Source organism: Streptomyces sp. SudanB25_2051 (genome assembly GCF_964272635.1).
GTDB lineage: Bacteria > Actinomycetota > Actinomycetes > Streptomycetales > Streptomycetaceae > Streptomyces.
On the sequence record NZ_OZ186787.1, the window covers coordinates 313,361 to 337,072 of the forward strand.

The 23,712-nt window shown below is 74.8% G+C and carries 24 protein-coding genes; 17 read left to right on the forward strand and 7 right to left on the reverse strand.

What is annotated here, in order from left to right; all coding sequences use genetic code 11:
• Positions 1-90 precede the first annotated feature (90 nt).
• Together ACSUPT_RS01390 and ACSUPT_RS01395 are read left to right on the forward strand one after the other, a co-directional pair.
• Positions 91-468: an ArsR/SmtB family transcription factor gene (locus ACSUPT_RS01390; protein ID WP_351967095.1), complete on the forward strand. Its 378-nt coding sequence runs from the start codon at positions 91-93 to the stop codon at positions 466-468.
• Between the two features lie 23 nt (positions 469-491).
• Positions 492-1,907 carry an FAD-dependent oxidoreductase gene (locus ACSUPT_RS01395; protein WP_436943253.1) on the forward strand — a complete coding sequence of 472 codons (1,416 nt, stop codon included), beginning with the start codon at positions 492-494 and terminating at the stop codon, positions 1,905-1,907.
• Positions 1,908-1,984: 77 nt separating this feature from the next.
• On the opposite strand, the gene ACSUPT_RS01400 is transcribed toward ACSUPT_RS01395, so the two are convergent.
• Entirely contained in the window at positions 1,985-3,175 is a 1,191-nt protein-coding gene (locus ACSUPT_RS01400) for a zinc-dependent alcohol dehydrogenase (RefSeq protein ID WP_399218091.1), read from the reverse strand.
• A gap of 198 nt (positions 3,176-3,373) precedes the next feature.
• Between ACSUPT_RS01400 and ACSUPT_RS01405 the strand changes: the two genes are divergently transcribed.
• On the forward strand, positions 3,374-4,111 hold the full coding sequence (locus ACSUPT_RS01405; RefSeq protein ID WP_436943254.1) for a GntR family transcriptional regulator: 738 nt from the start codon (positions 3,374-3,376) through the stop codon (positions 4,109-4,111).
• On the opposite strand, the gene ACSUPT_RS01410 is transcribed toward ACSUPT_RS01405, so the two are convergent.
• Entirely contained in the window at positions 4,101-4,988 is an 888-nt protein-coding gene (locus ACSUPT_RS01410) for a uracil-DNA glycosylase (protein WP_351967099.1), read from the reverse strand. The two genes, ACSUPT_RS01405 and ACSUPT_RS01410, sit on opposite strands and share 11 nt — an antisense overlap.
• A gap of 52 nt (positions 4,989-5,040) precedes the next feature.
• Between ACSUPT_RS01410 and ACSUPT_RS01415 the strand changes: the two genes are divergently transcribed.
• Together ACSUPT_RS01415 and ACSUPT_RS01420 are read left to right on the forward strand one after the other, a co-directional pair.
• The gene (locus tag ACSUPT_RS01415; protein WP_365730305.1) at positions 5,041-5,520 is read left to right on the forward strand and encodes an NUDIX domain-containing protein; all 480 of its coding nucleotides are present in this window, start codon (positions 5,041-5,043) and stop codon (positions 5,518-5,520) included.
• Between the two features lie 56 nt (positions 5,521-5,576).
• Positions 5,577-5,912: a hypothetical protein gene (locus tag ACSUPT_RS01420; RefSeq protein ID WP_436943255.1), complete on the forward strand. Its 336-nt coding sequence runs from the start codon at positions 5,577-5,579 to the stop codon at positions 5,910-5,912.
• A 30-nt stretch (positions 5,913-5,942) separates the two neighbouring features.
• Here ACSUPT_RS01420 and ACSUPT_RS01425 read toward each other — a convergent pair whose 3' ends face one another.
• From ACSUPT_RS01425 to ACSUPT_RS01435, 3 genes are all read right to left on the reverse strand, one after another.
• A complete protein-coding gene (locus ACSUPT_RS01425) occupies positions 5,943-7,646 on the reverse strand; it encodes a carboxylesterase/lipase family protein (RefSeq protein ID WP_436943256.1) in 1,704 nt (567 codons plus the stop codon).
• A 246-nt stretch (positions 7,647-7,892) separates the two neighbouring features.
• Entirely contained in the window at positions 7,893-8,315 is a 423-nt protein-coding gene (locus ACSUPT_RS01430; RefSeq protein ID WP_351967103.1) for a cold shock domain-containing protein, read from the reverse strand.
• A 97-nt stretch (positions 8,316-8,412) separates the two neighbouring features.
• Positions 8,413-10,482, reverse strand: coding sequence for an NAD-binding protein (locus ACSUPT_RS01435; protein WP_436946156.1), 2,070 nt, complete (start codon positions 10,480-10,482; stop codon positions 8,413-8,415).
• A 244-nt stretch (positions 10,483-10,726) separates the two neighbouring features.
• Here ACSUPT_RS01435 and ACSUPT_RS01440 point away from each other — a divergent pair, with 244 nt between their 5' ends.
• The 7 genes from ACSUPT_RS01440 to ACSUPT_RS01470 all read left to right on the forward strand — a co-directional run bounded on the left by ACSUPT_RS01440 (position 10,727) and on the right by ACSUPT_RS01470 (position 16,771).
• Complete coding sequence (locus ACSUPT_RS01440) at positions 10,727-11,554, forward strand: ABC transporter substrate-binding protein (protein WP_361663471.1); 828 nt, start codon at positions 10,727-10,729, stop codon at positions 11,552-11,554.
• On the forward strand, positions 11,551-12,351 hold the full coding sequence (locus ACSUPT_RS01445; RefSeq protein ID WP_351967104.1) for an amino acid ABC transporter permease: 801 nt from the start codon (positions 11,551-11,553) through the stop codon (positions 12,349-12,351). The genes ACSUPT_RS01440 and ACSUPT_RS01445 overlap by 4 nt, the downstream gene beginning before the upstream one ends.
• Complete coding sequence (locus ACSUPT_RS01450) at positions 12,348-13,184, forward strand: amino acid ABC transporter ATP-binding protein (RefSeq protein WP_399218087.1); 837 nt, start codon at positions 12,348-12,350, stop codon at positions 13,182-13,184. The genes ACSUPT_RS01445 and ACSUPT_RS01450 overlap by 4 nt, the downstream gene beginning before the upstream one ends.
• Before the next feature lie 189 nt (positions 13,185-13,373).
• Positions 13,374-14,021 (forward strand): hypothetical protein, encoded by a 648-nt coding sequence (locus tag ACSUPT_RS01455; protein WP_351967105.1) that lies wholly within the window; start codon positions 13,374-13,376, stop codon positions 14,019-14,021.
• A complete protein-coding gene (locus ACSUPT_RS01460; RefSeq protein WP_351967106.1) occupies positions 14,018-14,272 on the forward strand; it encodes a hypothetical protein in 255 nt (84 codons plus the stop codon). The genes ACSUPT_RS01455 and ACSUPT_RS01460 overlap by 4 nt, the downstream gene beginning before the upstream one ends.
• On the forward strand, positions 14,269-15,012 hold the full coding sequence (locus ACSUPT_RS01465) for a metallophosphoesterase family protein (protein WP_351967107.1): 744 nt from the start codon (positions 14,269-14,271) through the stop codon (positions 15,010-15,012). Before ACSUPT_RS01460 ends, ACSUPT_RS01465 begins: the two co-directional genes overlap by 4 nt.
• Before the next feature lie 127 nt (positions 15,013-15,139).
• Positions 15,140-16,771, forward strand: coding sequence for a catalase (locus ACSUPT_RS01470; protein ID WP_351967108.1), 1,632 nt, complete (start codon positions 15,140-15,142; stop codon positions 16,769-16,771).
• Between the two features lie 181 nt (positions 16,772-16,952).
• Here ACSUPT_RS01470 and ACSUPT_RS01475 read toward each other — a convergent pair whose 3' ends face one another.
• Positions 16,953-17,750, reverse strand: coding sequence for an SDR family oxidoreductase (locus ACSUPT_RS01475; RefSeq protein WP_351967109.1), 798 nt, complete (start codon positions 17,748-17,750; stop codon positions 16,953-16,955).
• A gap of 96 nt (positions 17,751-17,846) precedes the next feature.
• Between ACSUPT_RS01475 and ACSUPT_RS01480 the strand changes: the two genes are divergently transcribed.
• Positions 17,847-19,091 carry an aromatic acid exporter family protein gene (locus tag ACSUPT_RS01480; RefSeq protein WP_351967110.1) on the forward strand — a complete coding sequence of 415 codons (1,245 nt, stop codon included), beginning with the start codon at positions 17,847-17,849 and terminating at the stop codon, positions 19,089-19,091.
• Positions 19,092-19,426: 335 nt separating this feature from the next.
• Positions 19,427-19,927 (forward strand): hypothetical protein, encoded by a 501-nt coding sequence (locus ACSUPT_RS01485; protein ID WP_365729782.1) that lies wholly within the window; start codon positions 19,427-19,429, stop codon positions 19,925-19,927.
• A gap of 224 nt (positions 19,928-20,151) precedes the next feature.
• Here ACSUPT_RS01485 and ACSUPT_RS01490 read toward each other — a convergent pair whose 3' ends face one another.
• On the reverse strand, positions 20,152-20,565 hold the full coding sequence (locus ACSUPT_RS01490; RefSeq protein ID WP_365729781.1) for an SRPBCC family protein: 414 nt from the start codon (positions 20,563-20,565) through the stop codon (positions 20,152-20,154).
• 241 nt (positions 20,566-20,806) lie between these two features.
• Between ACSUPT_RS01490 and ACSUPT_RS01495 the strand changes: the two genes are divergently transcribed.
• From ACSUPT_RS01495 to ACSUPT_RS01505, 3 genes are all read left to right on the forward strand, one after another.
• A complete protein-coding gene (locus ACSUPT_RS01495) occupies positions 20,807-21,637 on the forward strand; it encodes an SDR family NAD(P)-dependent oxidoreductase (RefSeq protein ID WP_436943257.1) in 831 nt (276 codons plus the stop codon).
• A 425-nt stretch (positions 21,638-22,062) separates the two neighbouring features.
• Entirely contained in the window at positions 22,063-23,091 is a 1,029-nt protein-coding gene (locus ACSUPT_RS01500) for a glycosyltransferase family 2 protein (RefSeq protein WP_351967114.1), read from the forward strand.
• On the forward strand, positions 23,088-23,711 hold the full coding sequence (locus tag ACSUPT_RS01505; protein ID WP_436943258.1) for a D-glycero-alpha-D-manno-heptose-1,7-bisphosphate 7-phosphatase: 624 nt from the start codon (positions 23,088-23,090) through the stop codon (positions 23,709-23,711). The genes ACSUPT_RS01500 and ACSUPT_RS01505 overlap by 4 nt, the downstream gene beginning before the upstream one ends.
• The last annotated feature ends 1 nt before the right edge of the window (position 23,712 follow it).

Below are 23,712 nucleotides of genomic sequence, written 5' to 3' on the forward strand. Positions count from 1 at the left end.
ACGGGCGCGGGACCGCGCCGCGTCCACCATAGCGGAACACATGAAGACGTCTTCATTTGTATGACTGATCACGCGGTTACGATGACTGGCATGGGACATGGAGCGAACGCCGGGGCCACCCCCACGGGCCGCCTCGACGCGGACGCCGCGGCCACCATCGCCGCGACACTGCAGGCCCTGGCCACGCCGTCCCGGCTGATGATCCTCACCCGTCTGAGGGAGAGCCCCTGCGGCGTGACCGAGCTGGCGGAGTCGGTCTCCATGGAGCAGTCGGCCGTCTCGCACCAGCTGCGGCTGCTGCGGGCGCTGGGCCTGGTCCACGGGGTGCGGCAGGGCCGCCGGATCGAGTACAGCCTCTACGACAACCACGTGGCCCAGCTCCTCGACGAGGCCGTCTACCACATCGAGCACCTCCGGCTCGGCGCCCGTGATCTGCCCCAACCCGGCGTGGATACTGGTCCGTCGTAGGACGTCGACGCGAAGGGGCGGACATGACCGACGGGTTGGGCAGCGGCGCGGGGCCGGGGGGCGGGACGCGCCACGCGGTGGTGGTCGGCGGCAGCATCGCGGGGCTCCTCGCGGCACGGGTGCTGGCGGACCACGCCGAGCGGGTCACCGTGATCGAGCGGGACCGGTTCCCCGAGGAGGCCGAGCAGCGCGCGGGCGTTCCGCAGGGGAGGCATCTGCACGTGCTGCTGGAGAGCGGCCGGCAGGCGCTGGACCAGCTGCTGCCGGGTGCCGTGGACGAGATGCTGGCGGCGGGCGCGCCGCGCGTGGGGATGCCCGAGGACGTGGTGCAGTGGCAGGCCGGGACCTGGTTCCGGCGCATGGACGCCATGGTGGACATCATCACCGCGTCCCGGCCGCTGGTGGAGCAGGTCATCCGTCGCCGGGTGCTCGCCGACCCGCGCGTCACGGCCGTGGAGGCGACGGAGGCCGTGGGGCTGGCGGGTGACGCCGCGCGGGTGCGGGGCGTCCTGGTGCGCGAGCGCGGCGCGGGCAGGGGCGGCGAGCCGCGCGTGATCGGCGCCGATCTGGTGGTGGACGCGTCGGGGCGCGGGTCGCGGGCGTCGCAGTGGCTGGCGGAGCTGGGCGCCGAGCCGCCGTACGAGGAGACCATCGACACGGGTCTCGCGTACGCGACGCGCGTGTACCGGCACGACCGGCACGCCGACGACACCGACGCGGCCGGCTACTTCGTCGTGCCCAACCCCGGCCAGCCGTACAGCGGTGTGGCGCTGCCCATGGAGGACGGCAGGTTCCTCGTGACCCTGTCGGGGCTGCGCGGCCAGGAACCGCCGGGCGAGCCCGAGGCGTTCGAGGAGTTCGCGGCGCGGCTGCCCCACCCGGTGCTGCGGGACTGGATGGCGAAGGCGGAGGCGGTCTCGCCGGTGTACGGCTTCCGGGCCACCGCGAACGTACGGCGCCGCTACGACCGGCCGGGACGCCGCCCCGCCGGGTTCCTGGTGGCGGGGGACGCGCTGTGCACGTTCAACCCCATCTACGGGCAGGGCATGGCGGTCGCCGCGCTGACGGCGGTGGCGCTGCGCGACGCGCTCGCGGACCGGCGGCGCACGCCGACCACGGCGCGGGTGCAGCGGGCGCTGCTGGCGGCGTCGCGGCAGGCGTGGGACATCTCGGCGGGCGCCGACAAGAAGATGCCCGGCGCGGTGGGCAGCACGGCGCATCCGGGGCTGGTGGACCGGCCGGTGGGCTGGTACCTGGCGCGGGTGCAGCAGCGGGTGGGGGGCGATGCCGAGGTGGGCGCGGTGTTCCGGGCGGTGCAGTCGCTGACGAAGCCGCTGACCGCGCTGTTCGCGCCGCGTGTGGCGCGGGCCGTGCTGTTCCGCCCGGCGCCGGAGGGCCTGGCCCTGCCGCCGCTGTGGAAGGACGCGGGCCAGGGCTGAGACGGCCGGCCCGTGGCGCCCTGACGGGCGGCCGTGGTCTCGGCGGGTCGGATCCGGCGGCCCGTCGGCGGGGGTGCTCAGGGCCGCATGACGACCTTGCTGACGCCGTCCTCCTTGTGCTGGAACATCCGGTAGGCGTGCGGCGCGTCGTCCAGCGGCAGGTGGTGGGTGGCGAAGGTGTCGACGCCGAGGGGGTCGTCGTCGGTCAGCAGCGGCAGGATGGCGTCGGTCCAGCGGCGGACGTTGGCCTGGCCCATGCGGAGCTGGATCTGCTTGTCGAAGAGGGTGAGCATGGGCAGCGGGTCGGCCGCGCCGCCGTAGACGCCGCTGAGGGAGATGGTGCCGCCGCGCCGTACGAGGTCGATGGCGAGGTACAGCGCGGCGAGCCGGTCGGCGCCGGCCCTCTGGTGGAGGCGGGCCGCCCAGGCGCGCGGGAGGAGGCCGGCGATCTGCTGCTGGGCCTTGGCGACGGGGCTGCCGTGCGCCTCGGTTCCGACGGCGTCGACGACGGCGTCCGGGCCGCGTCCGCCGGTGGAGTCCCGTACGGCGGCGACCAGTTCGTCCTGGCTGTCGAAGGCGGTGAGGTCGAAGACCTCCACGCCGCGGGCGCGGGCGCGGCCGAGCCGCTCGGGCACCAGGTCGATGCCGATGACCCGCTCGACGCCCTGGTGGAGGGCGATGCGGCAGCTCATCTCGCCGATCGGGCCGAGGCCCAGGACGGCGAGGCTGCCGCCGGGCGGGACGTCGGCGTACGCGACGGCCTGCCAGGCGGTGGGCAGGACGTCGGAGAGGTACAGGAACCGGTCGTCGGGCGGCCCCTCCGGGACCTTGACGGGCCCGAACTGGGCCTGCGGGACGCGCAGGTACTCGGCCTGGGCGCCGGGCACGGAGCCGTACAGGCGGGAGTAGCCGAACAGGGCGGCGCCGCTGCCCTCGTCGGTGACCTGGGTGGTCTCGCACTGGGTGTGCAGGCCGCGGTCGCACATCCAGCAGTGGCCGCAGGCGATCTGGAAGGGCACCACGACCCGGTCGCCCGGCCGCAGGTCCGGCACCTGGGGGCCGACTTCCTCGACGATGCCGATGGGTTCGTGGCCCAGGACGTCGCCGGGCGTCATGAAGGGGCCGAAGACCTCGTACAGATGGAGGTCGGACCCGCACAGTCCGGTGGAGGTGACCCGGATGACCGCGTCCGTGGGCTCCTCGATCCGCGGGTCCGGGACGTCCTCGACGCGGACGTCGCGCTTCCCGTGCCAGGTGACGGCCCTCATGGTCCCGTTCTCCTTCCGGTCGGTGCGTGGCGGTGGCCGGGTACCCGTGGCCCCCGCGGCGAATCCGTTTCGGCCAGAGTTCGCCGGGGCCGGGGGGAAAGAGCAAAGCCGCGCTTCCCAACAGGTTTAGACCAATGATAGGGATGTGCTCACCGACACGGCTCATTCGGCTACACAGGGCGAAATCGAGGTTCACACATGACCGAGCCCCACGCCTCCACGGCACTCCCCCTCTACCTCCGGGTCGCGGCCGCGCTCCGCGACGACCTCGCGGGAGGGGTGATCCCCTCGGGCGCCCGGCTCCCGTCCGAGCGGTCCCTCGTCCACCGCTTCGGGGTCAACCGGCAGACGGTGCGCAGCGCGCTGCGGCTGCTGCGCGACGAGGGGCTGGTGGTGACGGAGCGGCGCGGTACGTTCGCGGCGCCCGCCGCCGCGCCCGGCTCCTGGCCGGCCGCGGCGGCGGGCTCCGGGCTGCTGGACTTCCCCGTCGCGGTGGCGGGCGCGGACCGGGTCGTGGAGGCGTCGGTCGGCTGGGAGCCGGCGCCGGAGGGCACGGCCGCGCTGCTGGGGCTGCTGCCCGGCGAGTCGGCGCTCGTGCACCGGCACCGGGTGCTGGGCCCCGACGGGGCGCTGGAGCACGGCGCGCTGTCCCGCTTCTCCCGGTACGCGCTGGCCGAGGTGCCGGAGCTGGCCCGCTACCGGCGGGCGGAGGCGCGGCCGGTGCGCCGCCCCGACCTGCGGCCGGTGTACCGGTGGATGCACCGGGCGGGGCTGCGGCTGACGCGCCGCGAGTCGGTCGGGGTGGCGCTGCCGTCGGTCGCCGCGTACCTGACGGTCCACCGGGAGGTGTACGACCAGCACGGCCATGTGCTGGAGGTGACGGACATCCGTTTCGCGCCCCAGTCGGCGCCGCTCACGTACGAGTTCACGGCGTAGCGGTCGGCAGCCCGGCGGCGCGGGCGGCGGCGCCCAGCACGTCGTCGAGCATGCCGGGGGTGAGCAGTCCGGTGAAGGTGTTGCGCTGGCTGACGTGGTAGCAGCCGAACAGCTCCAGGCCGGGCCGCTCCCCCGCCGCCGGGAGGCTGACGCGGGCGCCGTGCCCGAACCGCGGCCTGGGGCGGGGCACCTGCCAGCCGGCCGCGGCGAGCGCCGGGAGCACCGCCTGCCAGCCGAACGCTCCCAGGACCACCAGGGAGCGCACGGTGGGCCGCAGCAGGTCCAGCTCGCGGGCCAGCCAGGGGCGGCACGTGTCGCGCTCGGCGGGCGTCGGGCTGTTGCCGGGCGGGGCGCAGTGGACGGGCGCGGTGACCCGTACGCCGTACAGGCGCAACCCGTCGTCACGGGAGGTGGCCTCGGCCCGGGAGGCCAGGCCGAGGCGGTGCAGGGCCGCGTAGAGCACGTCGCCGGAGCGGTCGCCGGTGAACATGCGGCCCGTGCGGTTGCCGCCGTGCGCGGCCGGGGCGAGGCCGACGACGAGCAGCGCCGCGTCGGGCGGGCCGAAGCCGGGCACGGGGCGGGCCCAGTAGTCCCATCCCTCGTAGGCGCGGCGCCCTTCGCGGCCGACGCGTTCGCGCCACTCGACCAGCCGGGGGCAGGCCCGGCAGTCGGTGACCGCCGCGTCGAGGCGGTCCAGCGTCGGGGCGTCGGGTGCCGTCCGGGCGGGGAAGCCGGGGTCGTCCGGACCCGCGCCGCCGCGCCTTCGCCGCGGGCCGCCGGGGCTGCCGGGCCGGGCGGGACTGCCGGGCGGGGCCGGGTTCTCGGGCGGGGCGGGGCTGTCCGGCGGGGCGGGGCTGTCGGGGTGCTGCTGTCCCATACCGGTCGACGGTAACGCGGCGCGGCCGGGGGCGGCGGGCAGACTGGCGCGCATGGTGGTGAAGCGCAGCGCGGGGCTGCTGGTGTTCCGCAGGACGGACGGGCGGCTGGAAGTGCTCATCGCGCACATGGGCGGGCCCTACTGGGCGTCGCGGGACGCCGGGGCGTGGACGGTGCCGAAGGGCGAGTACGCGGACGACGAGACGGCGTGGGCGGCCGCGCGGCGGGAGTTCACCGAGGAGCTGGGCCTGCCGGTGCCGGACGGTGAACCGGTGCCGCTCGGGGAGGCGCGGCAGGCGGGCGGCAAGGTGGTCACGGTGTGGGCGGTCGAGGGCGATCTGGACCCGGCGCTGGTGGTGCCGGGGACGTTCACTATGGAGTGGCCGCGCGGGTCGGGCGTGACGCGCGCCTTCCCGGAGGTGGACCGGGTCGCCTGGCGCACCCCGCAGGAGGCCGCCGGACTGCTGGTGGCCGGGCAGCGGGTGTTCGTCGAGCGGCTGGTGGAGCGGCTGGAGGGAGGTGACGCCCCGTGAATGTCAGTGGTGTGCGGAAGGGTTGGGGGCACCGATCCGTCGAGAGGGAGCGAGAGATGACCATCACCCCCACGGTGCCCGAACGCGCGGCGGCGCAGGCCTACCTCCGTCTGGTGGAGACCGCGCGGGCCGTCCTCAGCGATCCGGGCCTCGCGCCCCTGGCCGCGGTCCACCTGGCGTCCCCGATGGCGGAGGCCGACGAGGCGCTGCGCCGCGCGGGCCTGTCCGGGAACGAGGCGCGGCTGCTCCGGCTCGCGGCCGGGCTGCGCGAGGGCACGGCGCCCGGTGCGTGTCAGGACACGGCGCCCGGTCCGCGTCAGGGCACGGCGCCCGGTCCGCGCGAGGGCACGGGGCCCGGCGAGCGCGGCGATCTGGCCTCCGAGCCGTCGTAGGAGCGGCCCGCCGCGGGTGGTGGCGGGGCGTCAGGGCAGTCGGGACCAGAAGCCGAGACGGTGCTCGCGGTGGTAGTCCACGGGCCCGATCCGGTCGGGTGCCAGCGACTGGGTGTACGCCGGGCGCTCCCCCGGCCGGTAGGGCGCCCACCGGGGCAGGCCGGGTGCGTTGGGGTCGCCGGACCGGGCGAAGGCCGCCCAGTACGCGGTCATCGTCGCCGACAGCCGCCGCTGCGCCGGGGTGAACAGCGGCTCGGCCTTGTCGTCCTCGAAGAGGTACGGCAGGTCGCCCGCGTGGTAGGCGCCGAAGTCGAACTCGCCGGGCAGCGGCAGGAACATCGGCGCGTCACGGTCGGCGAACTCGTAGGCGTACACGGGGACGTGGCGGCCGAGCACGCGGTGCTGCGCCTCGGTGCCGCGCGCCCACATCCGGTCGGTGATCACGCTGGCCCAGGCGATCCCCGGCGAGGGGAAGGAGCGGACCGGGTAGGCGGCCTCGACGTGCCGGGCGTGCGGGCCGAACGCGGTGCGCAGCGACCGGCGGTAGTCGTCCTCGGTGAACGGCTTGCCCACGGCGTCGTACAGCATGCCCACGAAGGTGCGGTGCTCGTCGCGGGTCGCCCCGGAGAGGACGGGCACGCGGTGGAACCGTCCGGCGCGCAGGGCGTCGGGCGGCAGTGCGGGCAGCGTGGGGTTGCCGTACCCGAAGGCCTGGAAGGCGTTCATGATGTGCGGCACGGCGAGGATGCGCTTGACCGGCAGGGCCCTCAGGCAGCGCAGCGTGCGGGCGGGGTCGCGGTCGGCGCAGCCGAGCGGGGCGGTCATCTCGGTGGTGATGTCGCGCATCTCCCGGCCGGTGCGCCAGACATACCACGGGTATCCCGGCACGCCCGGGCCCATCGCCCCGGCGGGCATGTCCATCATGCCCTCGCCGCTGGCCATCACGGCGCGGTCGAACAGGCCCCGGGAGCCGGGCGAGGTGAGGTGCCCGGCGATGGCGGCGGCCCCGAAGGAGACGCCGGCGACGGTGACGTTGCGGGGGTCGCCCCCGAAGGCGGCGGCGTTGCGCCGGACCCACGCCAGCGCCGCCTGCTGGTCCTGGAGGCCGAAGGTTCCCGAGCCCTCGAGGCCGGGCAGGGACAGTCCGCCGAAGACGCCCATGCGGTAGTTGACGGTCACCACGACCAGGCCGCGGGCGGCCAGGCGGCGCCCGTCGAAGAACGCGCCGCCGCCCACCGCCCCGTCGCCGTGGATCCACACCAGGACGGGCGCCGGGCGGCGGGTCGCGGGGGGCGGGGTGGTCACGTTGAGGACGAGGCAGTCCTCCTCCTCGCTGGCGATCGGTGCGTACGAGGACGGCACCTGCGGGCACAGCGGGCCGGGCTTCGTCGCGTCGCGCACCCCCTTCCAGCGGGCGGCCGGCCGGGGCGGGGCCCAGCGGTACGCGCCCTTGGGAGGCCCCGCGTAGGGGATGCCGTGGAAGAGGGTGTGGTCCCCGGAGCGTACGCCCCGCACCAGGCCCGTCTCGGTCCGCGCTGTGACGTCCCCGGCTGCGGTGCCGGCCCCGGGTGCCTGCCCTGCGGTCCGGGAGGCCGCGCCGGGGGCCGTACCGCCCGGTCCGGGGCCCGCTGCGGCGGGGGCGGGGGCCGCGGATGCCGCCGTGAGCGCCGCCGCGAGGAGGGCGGCCACCGCCAGGGCCCGCCGGCGTGCCCGGTCCACGTGTCCGTCGCGCATCGCCCCGTCCTCTCGTCCCGTGCGAGCGCCTCCGCGCCCGCGCAGGCATGTGTTCCACGGAACGCGGCGCCCGCAACACGGGCGGGCGGGCTGGACTCGTACGGACGGCACACCGGGCCGCCGGGCGCCCTCGCTCCGGGCGCGTGCGGCGGCCGGGCGTCTGCGACGGCCAGACGCGTGCGGCGGCCGGGCACGTAGACCGTACGGGCGTGTGCGGCGGTCGGGCGCCTCAGGCGGGCGGGGCTGCTACGCCTCGACCCAGCCGTGGTCGCGCGCGAGCTCCAGGACGCGGGCGCGGACCCGCTTGAGCTGCGCGGCGGTCAGGGTCCCGTCGGCCTCGATGAGCGCCTCCGTCAGCTCCGTGCGGAACTCGGCCGTGGTGAGCACGTCCACGGTGTCGTCGTCCAGCGGGTCGAGGTCGGCGGCCCGGTCGGCGCGCGGCGCGGGCGTCCGGGTGGCGGCGCGGTCGACGAGGCGGATCTCCGACGCCTTGGGGCCCTTGTCGCCCATCTCCAGGTAGAACTCGACCTCGCGGCCCGCCTGGTACAGGTACTTCTCGTCCACCAGGTCGTTCGCGTGCATGAAGACGTCCTCGCCGCCCTCGCGGGGCACGATGAACCCGTAGCCGCGCACCTCGTCGAACCGCAGGATCTTCCCCATCATCAGCACAGCTGTTCCTCCACACCTCGCCGCTCGCTGCCGGCCGCCGCGCTGCGCGGTCCGGCCGGACCGCGGAACACCCTAGTCATCCGGCGGGCGCGTCGCGTCACGGGGTGGCCGCCGCACCCCGGCCGAGGAGCTGCGCCAGGCCGCGCCGGGTGGCGGCGAGGACGACGCGGTCCTGCGCGCGCAGGACGTAGCCGGGGTGCAGGTCCCAGACGAGACCGGTGCGCGCGTCGTCGCCGTGGTGCACGGCCGCGAGGTCGGGGCGCCGCTCGCCGGGCGCGCTCGGGTCCAGGGCGATCACCCGCCAGGCGCCGGGGCGAAACGCCTCGGCGACGGTGCGGCCCTCCAGCTCCGGGTGGCCGGCGACGACGACCGCGGCGAACAGCAGGACGCGCCGCTCCACGGGGATGGCGCCCAGGATCTGGCGGCCCATCATGGCGCCGGCGAAGGCGGGGGCGGCCAGGTGCGAGACGCTGCGGCTGCGGGTGAGCGCCTCGGGGTGCGCGGCGCGCAGGGTGCGGTAGACGGCGGTCGCGAAGTCGTCGTCGTACAGCCGCAGCACCACGCGCAGGTCGGGGCGGACGGACCTGCCGTACAGGACGGCCTCCAGATTGGTGATGTCGAGGCTCGTCAGGGCGAGCAGGGAGCGCGCCCGGTGGATGCGCGCGGCCTCCAGGACGCCCTCCTCGGTGACGTCGCCCAGGACGACGGGGACGCGCAGGCGGCGTGCGGTGGCCACGCCCCGCGCCTCCGGGTCGGACTCGACGCACACGACGGGGATGCCCAGCTCCCGCAGCCGGGTCAGGACGCGGGTGCCGACCTTGCCCAGGCCGAGCAGCACCACATGGCCGGACAGGGAGCGCGGCGGGCGGCGCAGGGAGGTCGCGGTGCGGAAGGTGCCGAGCGCCTCCAGCAGCGCGGCGACGAGTATGGGCAGCAGGAGCAGCCCGACGAACCCGGCGAGCATCTGGAGGACCTGCCGTTCGACGGGGGCCTCCAGAGCGGGCTCGCCGATCGCGAAGATGTCGAGCAGCGTCAGGTACGCGGCGTGCAGGGGGTGGTCGTCGGTGGTGAGCCAGGACGCCACGGCGATGGCGGCGACGGCCGCGGCGAGGCCGGCGAGGGACCAGCGCAGCCGCCGCGAGAACAGCGACGCGAACGGCACGGAGGCGCCGCCCAGCCGGGAGGCGGGGAGCGTGGGGCCGGCGTAGGTGATGGCCTCCAGGACGACCGTGCCGCGGCCGGTGGCCGCGGCGACGGCCCCGTCGTCGGGCAGCAGCCGGGGGCCCTGCTCGCCGCTGCTGTCGGTGCCGTCGCTGCCGGCCGGGTCGCTGGCGGTGGAGGACAGCAGGGCGAGGGTGCACAGACCGGCGTCGGCGGTCTCGCCGGGGCGGGCGGGGGTGCGTTCGACGGCGCGCAGCAGCAGCCCGTCCGCGTGGACGATCTTGCTGGTTCCGGCGACGGCGGTCGCGGCGAGCGCGGGCGCGGCCGTGTCGGCGTCGGACAGGACGGTGGTGGAGGCGTCCAGGACCTCCGGGTCGATGCCGGGCGTGGCGAGGGCGGCCGCCTGGTCGAGGAGCTGTTCCAAGTGCTGGCCGAGCTTGCGGTTGTACATGCGGATGACGAGCCTCAGCCGGGGGTTGAGGCGGCGGGCGAGCAGGGCGGTGCGGATGTTGGTCTCGTCGTCCTCGTGGACGACGGCCAGCGCCGCGGCGTGTTCGACGCCCGCCTCGACGAGGGCCGCCTCGTCCGCCTCGGCCACCTCGATCACGCGGACGGTGCGCCGCAGTCCCCGGCCGCCGAGCGTGTCGTAGGGATCGGAGCCGTACGGGCCGGTGGCGCCCGCGCCGCGCCCGGCTCCCGTGCCCGTACCGCCGCGCGGCGCTCCCGTGCCGGGGGGCGTGCCGCGGGGGTCCGTGGCGGCGGTGGCCGTGCGCGCGTCGCCGGCGGCCGGGCGGGCCATGGCGGCGGAGACCCTGCCGAAGAGGGCGAGGGCGCCACCGCCCAGTCCGGTGCCGGGGGCACGGCCGGGTCCGCCGGTACGGCCGCCCGGTTCGCTGGGCGCCGGGGCGGGGCGGCCGGGCACGACGAGGGTCACCCACTCGCGGTAGACGTCGTTCAGCTCGTGCGCCAGGCGGTGGGCCAGCGCGTCGTCGCCGCAGACGACCATATGGCCCATCTCGGGCGCGGCGCCTGGCTGTTGGGGAATCGAAAGCACGCCCACAGCATGCCCGCGCCCGGCGGGTCCCGGCCCACCGGGGCGGCGCGGGGGCGCTTCCGTACCGGGCCGGGCGCGGACCCCGGGTCAGAGAATGTACGGTTTTGCGGCTTATGGTGGCTTTTGTGGCATACGATCGCGCCCGGCGGCTTCCTCCCTGTCCCGCCGCCCGCGTCCTTGGAGGTCAACCGTGTCGATGACTGCCGGCCGCAGGAGCAACCGCGCCCGTCCCGTCGCCGCCGCCGTCTCGGCGGCGCTGCTGTTCGCGGCGGGCTGCGCGTCCGAGGAGGAGGGCCCGGGAGAGGCCGAGGGCGGGGTGCCCGTGGTCGAGAAGGGAAAGCTGACCACCTGCACCCACCTTCCGTACCCGCCGTTCCAGTTCGAGCGGGACGGGAAGGTCGTCGGCTTCGACGTGGCGCTGATCGATCTGGTGGCCGAGGACCTCGGCGTCCAGCAGAAGATCCTCGACACGCCGTTCGAGAACTTCAAGACCGGCGCGTTCCTCAACTCCGGCGAGTGCGACCTCGCGGCCGCCGGGATGACCATCACGGAGGAGCGCAGGAAGAACGTCGACTTCTCCATCCCGTACTTCGACGCCACGCAGGCGGTGCTGGCCTCGAAGAAGAGCGGGGTGAAGACGCTCGCCGAGGTCAAGGCCCGCAAGCTGAAGCTGGGCGCGCAGGCCGAGACGACCGGCGAGAGCTACGCCAAGAGCCAGGGCTTCGACCCGGTCGCGTTCGAGAGCTCCGACGCCGTCCTCAACGGGCTGCGCACCGGCCAGGTCGACGCGGTCGTCATCGACTACCCCGTGGTGCAGGGCTGGCTGAAGGACAAGGCGAACGCCGCCGCGTTCGTCCTCGGCGAGAACGTGGACACCGGCGAGGAGTACGGCTTCTCGGTGAAGAAGGGCAACGACCGGCTGCGGGCGGCGATCGACAAGGCGATCCGGGACGCCAAGGCCGACGGGACGTACCAGAGGATCTACGAGGAGTGGATCGGCCCGCTGCCCAAGGCCCGTCAGTGACGTCGCGGCTGACCAGGCGCCAGCGCCGGCGGGTCTCCCAGGGCGTCCAGTACGCGGTCTTCGTCGCCGCCGTCGTCGCCCTGGCCGTCGTGGCCGACTGGGAGCGGCTGCGCAACCAGTTCGCGCAGCGCGCCCTCGCCGAGGAGCTGTTCCCCGAGATCATCACGACGGCGCTGCGCAACACGGTCGTCTACACCCTGTCCGGTTTCGCCTTCGGCCTCGTCCTGGGGCTGGTGATCGCGCTGATGCGGCTGTCGTCGGTCGCCCCCTACCGGTGGGTCGCCGGGGTGTACATCGAGTTCTTCCGCGGCCTGCCCGCGCTGCTGATCTTCATCTTCGTGGGGGTCGCGGTGCCGCTGGCGTTCCCCGGTGCGGAGATCCCCGGCGGGACGTACGGGAAGGTGGCGCTCGGCCTCGGGCTGGTCGCCGCCGCGTACATGGCGGAGACGATCAGGGCGGGCATCCAGGCGGTGCCCAGGGGGCAGATGGAGGCGGCGCGCTCGCTGGGGTTCTCGCACGCGCGGGCGATGGTGTCGGTGGTCATCCCGCAGGCGTTCCGGATCGTGATCCCGCCGCTGACCAACGAGCTGGTGCTGCTGTTCAAGGACTCGTCGCTGGTGCTGTTCCTCGGGGTGACCCTGGACGAGCGGGAGCTGACCAAGTTCGGCCGGGACCTCGCCAGCCAGACGGCCAACTCCACGCCGATCCTCGTCGCCGGGCTGTGCTACCTGCTGGTGACCGTTCCGCTCGGCTTCGTGGTGCGCCGCCTCGAGGCCCGCACGGGAAGGGCCGGGTGAACGGCGTGGAGGACGGGAGCGGCGCGACCCGCGCGGGCGGGCACGTGGAGATCGAGATCAGGGGGCTGCGCAAGTCGTTCGGCGCGCACGAGGTGCTGCGCGGGATCGACCTGGAGGTGGCGCGCGGCGAGGTGGTGTGCGTGATCGGGCCGTCCGGCTCGGGCAAGTCCACGCTGCTGCGGTGTGTGAACCTGCTGGAGGAGCCGTCGGCGGGGCGGGTCCTCGTGGGCGGCACCGACGTCACCGACCCGGATGTGGACATCGACGCGGTGCGCCGCCGGATCGGCATGGTGTTCCAGCAGTTCAACCTGTTCCCGCACCTGACGGCCGAGGAGAACCTGACTCTGCCGCAGCGGCGGGTGCTGGGCCGCGAGCGGGCCGCGGCCGCGAAGGTCGCCCGGGAGAACCTGGAGCGGGTGGGGCTGCTGGAGAAGGCGGACGCCTACCCGTCGAGGCTGTCGGGCGGCCAGCAGCAGCGGGTCGCCATCGCGCGGGCGCTGGCCATGGACCCGGAGGTGATGCTGTTCGACGAGCCGACGTCGGCGCTCGACCCGGAGCTCGTCGGCGACGTGCTGGCGGTGATGCGGGGACTGGCGCGGGACGGCATGACGATGATGGTGGTCACGCACGAGATGAGCTTCGCGCGGGAGGTCGCCGACCGGGTGGTGTTCATGGACGACGGCGCGATCGTGGAGGAGGGCCCGGCCGCGCAGGTGGTGGGCGCGCCCCGTGAGGCCCGTACGCGCGACTTCCTCACCCGCGTACTGGACCCCGCTGCCGCCGCGCCGCCCGGCCCCGAGTCTCCGGCGGACCGCGCGCACCGGGCACCGTGACGCGAGCCGTCCACGGCCTCCCGGGACCACCCCACCGCGTGGCACACGACCGGGTCGCGGGCCCCCTCGCCGTACTCCGTACCGGTCATGCGGGCCCGCGGCCCGCAGGTGATCGGCGACGAGCGGGATAAAGCGTGTGCGCTCGGGGTACCCGGTCGCCCTCCAGTGACGATGAAGGGGGCCGAGACCGTGAAGAACCAGGTTGACGAGGCCGCGTACCTCGCCGTGGCCCCGGCGCCCGGCGAGGTGTCGGGCGGACCGGCACTGCCGCCGGACCGCACGCAGGCCATCCTGGAGGCCACCAAGCAGGTGGCCGGCATCCTGAAGGCGGGCGGGCACCGGTTCGCGCTGGCGGGCAGCGTCGCCGCGTACGCGCACGGCGTTCCGGCCAAGTTTCAGCACGACACCGACTTCGCCGTGCTGCGCGAGGACGAGGACGCCGTCACCGAGGCGCTGCAGAGGTCGGGCATCCAGGTCCGCAAGCCCCCCGAGGACTGGCTGATCAAGGCCACCTGCCGGGGCGAGGAGATCGACCTGATCTTCGAGCTGGCCCGGCACCCGGTCACCGAGGAGATGCTGGCGCGGGCGCAGGTCCTGCCCGTCGACTCGGTGCACATGCCGGTCCTGGCGCCCACCGACCTCATGGGCAGCCAGCTGGCGGCGTTCTCCGAGCACCACTGCGACTTCGGTTCGGTCCTCCCGATCGCCCGTGTGCTGCGGGAGCGGATCGACTGGGACCTGCTGCGCAAGGAGAGCGAGGGCTCCCCCATGCCGGAGGCGTTCCTGTTCCTGCTGGAGCGCCTGAACGTCATCGAGCCGAAGGAGGCGGCCTCATGAGCGGCGCCGACACGGCCGAGTACCGCATCGCGCACCTGCGGGACCGGCTGGCGAGCGACGACATCGCGGAACTGGGCGTGCGCATCGAGGAGCGCGGCGGGAGCGTGATGCTGTACGGCACGGTCTCCAGCACCGCCTGCCGCAACGAGGTGCTGCGCATCGCCCGCGAGGAACTGGCCGGCCTGCCCCTCCACGAGGACCTCGTGGTGGCCGGCTCCGACGCCCCGACGCACCCCGAGGAGCTTGCATGATCCGGGTAGCCGCCGTCGGCGACATCCACCTGTCCCCCGAGAGCGCCGGCGCCCTGCGGCCGGCGTTCGACACGCTGGGCGAGTGCGCGGACCTGCTGCTGCTCGCCGGGGACCTGACCCGGCACGGCACGGTCGAGGAGGCCCGCGTGGTGGCCCGCGAGGTGGCCGGGCTGCCGGTGCCGGTGGTGGCCGTGCTGGGCAACCACGACTACCAGAGCGACCTCCAGGACGAGGTGACGGCCGTGCTGGAGGAGGTCGGCGTCACCGTCCTGGAGGGCCGCGGCACCGTGCTGCGGGTCAACGGGACGCGCGTGGGGATCGCCGGGACGAAGGGGTTCGGCGGCGGGTTCGCGGGCCGCAGCGGCGGAGAGTTCGGCGAGCCGGAGATGAAGGCGTTCGTCCGGTACACGCGGCGGTGCGCGGAGGAGCTGGCCGCGTCGCTGCGGATGCTCCAGGAGGCGGACTGCGCGGTGCGGATCGCGCTGACGCACTACTCGCCCGTGCCGGACACGCTGGCCGGCGAGCCGCTGGAGATCTACCCGTTCCTCGGCAGCTACCTGCTCGCCGAGGCCGTGGACGACGCGGGCGCCGACCTGGCCGTGCACGGGCACGCGCACCTGGGCAGCGAGCACGGGATGACCGGCGGCGGGGTGCGCGTCCGCAATGTGGCGCAGCCGGTGCTGGGGCGGGCCTTCGCGGTGTACCACCTGCCGGTGCAGCAGCTGGCGGGCGTGCGCTGAGGCCGGCGGGCGGGTCCGCGGGCGCTGCGCGGTTACGGGTGCCCTCCGGGCGGGTAACGGGGGTACTGCGACATATCGGATAAATCCGGCATGCCGCAGCCCAGCAGCCTGAGAGGAGCCGGACATCGTGACGGACGACAGCCGGAAGGTGCTCACCAACCGCCAGGGCCACCCGGTCTACGACAACCAGAACCAGCGCACGGTCGGCGCCCGCGGACCGGCGACGCTGGAGAACTACCAGTTCCTGGAGAAGATCAGCCACTTCGACCGGGAGCGCATCCCCGAGCGCGTCGTCCACGCCCGCGGCGTCACCGCGTACGGGTTCTTCGAGGCGTACGGCTCGTGGGGCGACGAGCCGATCAGCCGTTTCACGCGGGCGAAGCTGTTCCAGGAGCGCGGCAAGCGCACCGACCTTGCGGTGCGGTTCTCCACGGTGATCGGCGGGCGCGACTCCTCGGAGTCGGCCCGCGACCCGCGCGGTTTCGCCGTGAAGTTCTACACCGAGGACGGCAACTGGGACCTGGTCGGCAACAACCTGGGCGTCTTCTTCATCCGGGACGCGATCAAGTTCCCGGACGTGATCCACGCCCTGAAGCCGGACCCGGTCACCTTCGAGCAGCAGCCGCGGCGGATCTTCGACTTCATGGCGAAGACCCCCGAGAGCATGCACATGCTCGTCAACCTGTTCAGCCCGCGCGGCATCCCGTCGGACTACCGCCATATGCAGGGCTTCGGCGTCAACACGTACAAGTGGGTGAACGCCGAGGGCGAGACGGTGCTGGTCAAGTACCACTGGATGCCCAAGCTGGGCGTGCGGAGCATGACCGAGGAGGACGCCGCGAACATGCAGGCGCAGGGCCTCGGGCACGCCACGAAGGACCTGTACGAGGCGGTCGCGCGCGGCGACCACCCCGAGTGGGAGCTGCTCGTCCAGATGATGTCGGACGACGAGCACCCGGAGCTGGACTTCGACCCGCTGGACGACACGAAGACCTGGCCGGAGCAGGACTTCCCGCCGAAGCCGGTCGGCCGGATGGTGCTGAACCGGATGCCGGAGAACTTCTTCGCGGAGAACGAGCAGATCTCCTTCGGCACCGGTGTGCTCGTGGACGGCCTGGACTTCTCCGACGACAAGATGCTGGTCGGCCGGACCTTCTCGTACAGCGACACCCAGCGCTACCGGGTCGGGCCGAACTACCTCCAGCTGCCGGTCAACCAGGCCAAGAACGCCGATGTGCGCACCAATCAGCGCGACGGCCAGATGACGTACCACGTCGACGGCGCCGGCGAGGACCCGAGCGTCAACTACGAGCCGTCCCTCATGGGCGGCCTGCGGGAGGCCGAGTACCCGACGCACGACGAGCAGGGCCCGGAGATCCGCGGCCGCCTCACCCGCAAGCGCATCCCGCGCGCCAACGACTACCTCCAGGCCGGGCAGCGCTACCAGCTGATGGAGCAGTGGGAGCGCGACGACCTGGTGCGCAACTTCGTCAACGCCCTGTCCCAGTGCGACCGGCCCGTGCAGGAGCGGATGGTGTGGCACTTCCTGATGGTCGACAACGACCTGGGGCTGCGGGTCGGCGAGGGCATCGGCATCACGCCGGGCGACGTGGCGGGGCTGGAGCCGCTGCCGGGCCAGACCCTCACCGACGAGGACCGCAAGCGGCTCGCGAACCTGGGTGAGAACCCGCCGCGGGACGTGACCGGGCTGACGATGACCCACTGCGTGCCGAACGAGCGGTTCGTCGTCTCCCGCTGACGCGGCGCGGCCCGTGGCGGGCCCGGTCCGTCGTGCCGGGCCCGCCACGGGCCGCTCGGGTGCCCGGACCGGGCCGCTCCGGGGCGCCGGCCTCCCGGGGCCGGGCCGCTCCGGGGCGCCGGGCGGGCTCCGGGTGCCCCCGGCGGGCCGCTGCGGACCGCCACGCGTGAGCCGGCGCCTCTCAGGGGCGGCGCCAGGCGTCGCTCTCCAGGTGGGAGCCGGCCATGGGGCCCATCCGGAGCATGCCGCCGTCCACCGCCCAGGACGCGCCCGTGACGTACGCCGCGTCGTCGCTCGCCAGGAAGGCGATCACGGCCGCCACCTCGCGGGCGTCACCCGGCCGGCCCAGCGGGATGCCGGGGCGGCGCTCCTCGCGGACGTCGCGGTCCTCCTGCCCGGTCATGGGCGTGGCGATCTCGCCGGGCGCGACCGCGTTGACGGTGATGCCGTGCTCGGCGAGCTCCAGGGCCATCACCTGCGTCAGCAGCCCCAGTCCGCCCTTGGCGGCGCAGTACGGGGCGGCGCCCACGCGGGGCTGGTGCTCGTGCACCGACGTGACGTTGACGATCCGTCCGGGGCCGCCCTGCGCGATCATGCGGCGGGCGGCGTACTGGGAGCAGAGGAACGGCCCGACGAGGTCCACGTCGACGACACCGCGCACGGTCTCGTACGACAGGTCGAGGAAGGGGGTGGCGGTGCCGGTGCCGGCGTTGTTGACCAGCACGTCGATCCTGCCGAGCTCCTCGGCCAGGTCGTCCACGACCCGGGCCGCCTCGGGCAGTTCGGTCAGGTCCATCCGGGCGACGGCGGCGCGCCTGCCGTACGACCTGACCTCGTCGGCGGTCCGCTCGGCGCCCGCCTTGTCGTGGTGCCAGGTGATGCCGATGTCCATGCCCTGCCGGGCCAGATGGGCGGCGGTGGCGCGGCCGATGCCTGAGTCGGAGCCGGTGACGACGGCGACGGGGGTTGGTTGGTTCATGGGTCCGCCGGTACCACGCCCCGCGGGCGGCAAACTCCGGCCGGGCCCGACGCAGTGGCGGGTTGTGAGTGCGACACGAGAGGGCAGGGGAACCGGATGCCTGAAGTAACGACAGCCCCCGTGTTCAAACTGGTGCGGCCGACGAAGGAACCCGTCGCCGCGCAGACGCTGCGGTCCACGGTCGCCGCCGTCATCAGCTACGTGGTCGCCCTGATGGTGCTGCCCGCGCAGCCCGCTCCGCTCACGGCGCCGCTGACGGCGCTGCTGGTGGTGCAGGTGACGCTGTACGCGACGCTCACGACCGGTATCCGCCGGGTCAACTCGGTGATCGCCGGGGTGGTCGTGGCGATCGGGTTCAGCGCCCTGGTCGGCCTCACCTGGTGGAGCCTCGGACTGACCATCTTCGCGGCGCTGATCGTGGGCCATCTGGTGCGGGTCAGCGAGTTCGTGCCGGAGGTGGCGATCAGCGCCATGCTGGTGCTGGGCGTCACCCAGGTCGGGTCCGCCGCCTGGCACCGGATCCTGGAGACGCTGATCGGGGCCGGGGTCGGGCTGCTGTTCAACCTGCTGCTCGCGCCCCCGGTGTGGGTGCAGCCCGCGGGCGCGTCCATCGAGGGCATGGCGTCCGACATGGGCCGCATACTGCGCGCGATGGGCGACGACATCGCGGGCCTGGGCCATGTGCCGGTGGCGCACGCGGCGGCCCGGCTGCACGAGGCGCGGCGCCTGGACCACGCGATCGTGGAGGTGGACGCGTCACTGCGGCAGGCCGAGGAGTCCCTGCGCCTCAATCCGCGCGTACGGGACGGACTGCTGGCCCGGATCGTGCTGCGGACCGGCCTGGACACCCTGGAGATCTGCGCCGTGGTGCTGCGCGTGCTGTCCCGGACGCTGACGGACCTGGCGAAGCACCGCACCGAGGAGACGCTGTTCCCGGCGGACGTGGCGGTGCTGCTGCGCGAGCTGTTCGGGCACATGGCGGACGCCGTGCAGAGCTTCGCCCGGCTGATCACGACCCAGGTGTCGGCCAACGCCGAGGAGGCGGAGGAGCAGCTGACCCGCGCCCTGGCCGAGGGCAGGGCCGTCCGCGACCGGGTGGCGGACCTGCTGCTGGAGGACGTACAGGAGCACCCGCGGCAGTGGCAGCTGCACGGCGCGCTGCTCAGCGAGATCGACCGGATCCTGGACGAGCTGGACGTGGACAAGCGCACCGAGCGGCTGACGCAGGAGCTGGACCGGCACGCGGCGGAGGTCAACGAGCGCTACCCGCGCCTCGCGGCACTGGCGGCCCGCCTGCGCGGCTCGGGCAGCGAACCGTCCCGTCCGAGCGTGGAGGCGTAGACCCCGCAGACCCGCGTCCCGTTGTACGCGGCTGCGCCCGTCGGGCCCGGGCATGCCGATGCGGGCGTCCCCCGCCTGCTGCCGGCGCGTCCCCATGCGGCGCGCCGCCTGACGGTGGCGCCGGAGTGTGTCCGGGCGCGCTGCCGTAGGACGTGCTCCGAAGCCCCGGGGTGGTGCCCCGGGGCTTCGGCTGGAGCCCGGTCGGGTGCTGCGAGGAGAGCGCGACGACCAAGTGGACGGCCACCGCCGACCCGGCCCGTCCAGGTCGGGCCCTGCACACGCGGTGTGCTGTTCCGGCGTGGCGTTGTCGGTGCCCGCCGCTATCGTGCGCCCGGTTGAGGATCTTCAAGGAGGGGACGGGGATGGGCGCCAGCGGATGGGACTACGTCACCCGGTATGACGGCGATGTCGAGGCGGCCCTGGCCGCACTGCAGGCCAGGGTTTTCCGGGAGGAGTACGGCGATCACGACCGGTACCGATGCCTGGACGACCTCTACGCGGACGAGGAGTTCATGGGGACTCAGGGCACCCATACGATCCTCGACGTCGACAGAGTCGTGACCGCGGAGGATCGCCGGATGCGCTCCGGCGCCGCCGATTACGGCACCCTGCGCCCTCTGGCTGCCCACCGCGTGGTGCACCACTTCGGCACGGACCGCCCGTCGGTCGAGCAGTACGAGGACCTGGCCGCTGCCGCCCATGAGGCCGCGGGCCCCGAGGGACACGAGCAGAGCCTGTTCGGCGAGTGCCGACTGGGGTGGGGCGGTTACTACGTCGTCCTCCACACCGGCGGCAGACCGACTCACCTGGGAATCTTCGGATGTTCGGGAGACTAGGGCGGGAGGAATGGTCGGCCGTCGGCGGACCCCGGCCTCTTCCTGGCGCAGTGGACCGTCCTTCGGGCGCGGGCACCGGCGACTCCTCGAAGCCGTAGCCCGTGTAGCACGGCGAAGCCGCCGGCTGCGACGGCCGTCGTGGCCGGCAGCCGGGGCGCCCTCACCGGTGCGCCCGTCAGGGCCCGGAGGGGCCCGACGGGCGCGGCGGGGTATGGGGGTGTGGGTCAGCCGCCGGGGGTTTCGACGCGGAGGCGGACCTGTTCCTCCAGGCGGTGGAGGCTGCGGTCCAGGGCCTCGGTGACTCGCTGCTCGCCCGGGTCGTGGGTCTCGTCGAAGAACGACAGGTGGACCGTGACCTCGCTGGCGCCGCTGTCGATTCCGGCGACCTGGAGCCAGCCCGCGTAGGAGCCCTCCTCGCGGGTGCCCCACTCCAGGCGCATCTGGTCCTTGCGGGGCTTCAGCAGCGCGGGGGTGTCCTCGTCGCTGCCGTCCTCGTGGACGGTCACCGCGGGCAGGTCGTCCGCGCGGACGTGGAGGTCGCCCGGCAGCCACTCCTCCAGACGGCCGATGTCGGCGGCCTGGTCGAAGACCTGCTCGGGCGGGGCGGGCATCGTCAGGGAGCGTTCGTATTCGGTCATCCCTTCACAGTTCCTCGACAGCGCGAGGTCATGCCCGGCATGTCCGAAACGGTGAAGGAGCCGGCGGGGGATGCAGGGGTCACCCGGGAAAGGGAAAGCCCCGGCTGGACGGGGGAACCAGCCGGGGCAGCTCACGCGGTGGGCCAGGGGCCTTTGTGAAGGCCCCCTTCACAACCGCATAGGTGAACGATAAACCATCTTGGGCCGTTCGAGCCAATCGGGCCCCGGGTACCCGTCGCCGGTGAACGCCGACACCGCCGCCGCATCCACCGGCCCGGCCGCCAAGCCCCTCGCCCTGGTCACCGGCGCCTCCAGCGGCATCGGGCGCGAGCTCGCCGCACGGTTCGCCCGGCACGGCTTCGACCTGGTCGTCTGCGCCGACGACGACCGCCTGGACGCCGCCGCCGACGCGCTGCGCCGACTGGGCGCCGACACCGTCGCCGTACGGGCGGATCTGGCGCTGTACGACGGGGTGGAGCGGCTCCACCAGGCCGTCACCGCCACCGGGCGCCCCCTCGCCGCCGCCGCGCTCAACGCCGGTGTCGGCACGCGCGGCGCCTTCCTCGACGCGGACCTCGCCGACCTCGCGCGGGTCATCGACCTCAACGTCACCTCCACCACGCATCTGGCGCACCGGCTGCTGCCCGGCATGGTCGCGGCGGGCTCCGGCCGGCTGCTCGTCGTGTCGTCGGTCGCCGCGCTCGTCCCCGGACCGCACCAGGCGGTGTACGGCGCCACCAAGGCGTACCTGCGGTCCCTGGGCGAGTCGCTGCGGGACGAGCTGCGGGGCACGGGCGTGACGGTCACGACCGTGCTGCCCGGCGCGACCGACACGGACTTCTTCCGCCGCGCGGGCTTGGAGCACACGCTGCTCGGCCGGTGGCGGCACAAGGACGACCCCGCGCTGGTGGCGGCGCAGGCGTACGCCGGGCTGATGCGCGGCCGCCGCGTCGTCCATGCCGGGTCACTGCCCAGCAGGTTCGGCGCCCGGGCGGCGGCCCTGCTGCCGCACGCGCTGACCGGCCGCGCCCTCGGGTACGGCTTCCGCGAGCGCGGCCGCCGCGGCCGGTGAACGGTGGCCGGCGCGGACCGGGCCGGTGACCTGGGCGGGAGCGGCGGCACGCGGGGCGGCGGGTCGCGCGGGGCGGCGGCGGGGCGCGGGGCCGTGACCGGAAGCCGGTGGGGCGGCCTGGGGTGGATGCGCGGGTCGGTGGCCCTGGGCGGGCGGGGCGGCGGGCCGCGAGGTGGGGCGGACACACGGACCCGTGAGACGAGCGGGCCGGTGGGGCCGGGCGGGCGCGGGCGCGGCGGTGGGCCGGGGTCGGGGCGACCGTCCAAAGGGCCGCGACGGGGGCGGGGTCGGGGTCGGGTCGGGGGGCGGGGTTCGGCGGTTCGGCCGGATCGGCCTGCGCGTCACCGTGATCCATGCATAAAGTGATCAAACCTGGGCACTTCATACGCCCTCGTGACCGGTCCAGGATCGGGAGGCGCCGCCGCATGAGCCATCCGCCCACCCCGTACGCCGTGGTCGTCCCCACCGTGGGACGGCCCTGTCTCGCCGACTGCCTGCGCGCGCTCGCCGCGAGCGAGGGTCCCGCGCCGCAGCGCGTCGTCATCGTGGACGACCGGCCCGGCGAGCCGCCGCCCGGTGAGAGCCCCGGAGCCCTGCCGCTCGACGCGGTCGGCGCGCTCGGCGCGCTGGGCGACCGGGCCGTCGTGCTGCGCAGCGGCGGGCGCGGACCCGCCGCCGCCCGCAACACCGGACTGCGCGAGGTCGAGGAGCCGTGGACCGTGTTCCTGGACGACGACGTGCGCGTGGGCCCCGCCTGGCGCGCCGAGCTCGCGGCCGACCTCGCCGCCGCGTCCCCCGACACCGGCGGCGTCCAGGGGGTGCTGCGGGTCCCCCTGCCCGGCGACCGGCCGCCCACGGACTGGGAGCGGAACACGGCGGGCCTGGAGCAGGCCCTGTGGGCGACCGCCGACATGGCGTACCGGACGGAGGCGCTGCGGATGGTGGGCGGTTTCGACGAGCGGTTCCGGCGGGCGTTCCGCGAGGACGCCGACCTGGCGCTGCGGGTGATCGAAGCGGGCTGGGTCATCCGGCGCGGCACCCGGCGCACCGAGCACCCGGTGCGGCCCGCGGACCGCTGGGTGTCGCTGCGGACGCAGGCCGGCAACGCCGACGACGCGCTGATGGTGCGGCTGCACGGCCCCGACTGGTGGGCGCGGGCCGCCGCGCCGCGCGGCCGGATCCGGCGGCACGCGGCCGTCACCGCGTCGGGCGCGCTGGCCGTGGTCCTCGCGGCGGCGGGCCGGCGGAGGGCGGCGGCGCTGGCCGCCGCCGGGTGGCTGCTGGGGACGGCGGAGTTCGCGCGGGCGCGGATCGCGGCGGGGCCGCGCACCCCCGACGAGGTGCTGACCATGGCGGTGACCAGCGCGGCCATCCCCGCGCTCGCCGTCTGGCACCGGCTCACCGGCGTGCTGAGGCACCGCTCGGCGGGCGTGTGGAACGGCGGTGCCACGTGAGCGGGGCCCGGGGCGCGGGCGGTCTCGCGCGGGAGCCCGGGGACGGGTGCCCGCCGGGGGGCGCGGACGCCGGCGGCGCGGAGCCCGCCGCCGTGCTGTTCGACCGGGACGACACGCTGATCGTCGACGTGCCGTACAACGGGGACCCCGAGCGGGTGCGGCTGATGCCCGGCGCCGTGGAGGCCGTACGGCTGCTGCGGGCGCGCGGGATACCGGTCGGGGTGGTGTCCAACCAGTCCGGGATCGGGCGCGGCCTGCTGACGGAGGGTGAGGTGGCGGAGGTGAACGCCCGCGTCGACGCCCTGCTGGGTCGGCCGCTGGACGTGTGGGTGCACTGCCCGCACACCCCGGAGGACGGCTGCGGCTGCCGGAAGCCGGCGCCCGGGCTCGTGCTGGAGGCCGCGCGGCGGCTCGGGGTGCCGCCCGAGCGGTGCGTGGTCGTCGGGGACATCGGCGCGGACATGGGCGCGGCGCGCGCGGCGGGCGCGCGGGGTGTGCTGGTGCCGACGACGCGGACGCTGCCCGCCGAGGTGGCCGCCGCGCCGGACGTGTGCCGCGACCTGCTGGGCGCCGTACGCCACGTGCTGGGCCGGCCATCGGCCGTGCGGAGGCCGGTGTGAC

Coding starts and splice junctions, on each gene's coding strand:
- ACSUPT_RS01390 (WP_351967095.1), top strand. CDS start 91: ATGGGACATGGAGCGAACGCCGGGGCCACCCCCACGGGCCGCCTCGAC.
- ACSUPT_RS01395 (WP_436943253.1), top strand. CDS start 492: ATGACCGACGGGTTGGGCAGCGGCGCGGGGCCGGGGGGCGGGACGCGC.
- ACSUPT_RS01400 (WP_399218091.1), bottom strand. CDS start 3,175: ATGAGGGCCGTCACCTGGCACGGGAAGCGCGACGTCCGCGTCGAGGAC.
- ACSUPT_RS01405 (WP_436943254.1), top strand. CDS start 3,374: ATGACCGAGCCCCACGCCTCCACGGCACTCCCCCTCTACCTCCGGGTC.
- ACSUPT_RS01410 (WP_351967099.1), bottom strand. CDS start 4,988: ATGGGACAGCAGCACCCCGACAGCCCCGCCCCGCCGGACAGCCCCGCC.
- ACSUPT_RS01415 (WP_365730305.1), top strand. CDS start 5,041: ATGGTGGTGAAGCGCAGCGCGGGGCTGCTGGTGTTCCGCAGGACGGAC.
- ACSUPT_RS01420 (WP_436943255.1), top strand. CDS start 5,577: ATGACCATCACCCCCACGGTGCCCGAACGCGCGGCGGCGCAGGCCTAC.
- ACSUPT_RS01425 (WP_436943256.1), bottom strand. CDS start 7,646: ATGCGCGACGGACACGTGGACCGGGCACGCCGGCGGGCCCTGGCGGTG.
- ACSUPT_RS01435 (WP_436946156.1), bottom strand. CDS start 10,482: ATGGTCGTCTGCGGCGACGACGCGCTGGCCCACCGCCTGGCGCACGAG.
- ACSUPT_RS01440 (WP_361663471.1), top strand. CDS start 10,727: ATGACTGCCGGCCGCAGGAGCAACCGCGCCCGTCCCGTCGCCGCCGCC.
- ACSUPT_RS01460 (WP_351967106.1), top strand. CDS start 14,018: ATGAGCGGCGCCGACACGGCCGAGTACCGCATCGCGCACCTGCGGGAC.
- ACSUPT_RS01465 (WP_351967107.1), top strand. CDS start 14,269: ATGATCCGGGTAGCCGCCGTCGGCGACATCCACCTGTCCCCCGAGAGC.
- ACSUPT_RS01475 (WP_351967109.1), bottom strand. CDS start 17,750: ATGAACCAACCAACCCCCGTCGCCGTCGTCACCGGCTCCGACTCAGGC.
- ACSUPT_RS01480 (WP_351967110.1), top strand. CDS start 17,847: ATGCCTGAAGTAACGACAGCCCCCGTGTTCAAACTGGTGCGGCCGACG.
- ACSUPT_RS01490 (WP_365729781.1), bottom strand. CDS start 20,565: ATGACCGAATACGAACGCTCCCTGACGATGCCCGCCCCGCCCGAGCAG.
- ACSUPT_RS01500 (WP_351967114.1), top strand. CDS start 22,063: ATGAGCCATCCGCCCACCCCGTACGCCGTGGTCGTCCCCACCGTGGGA.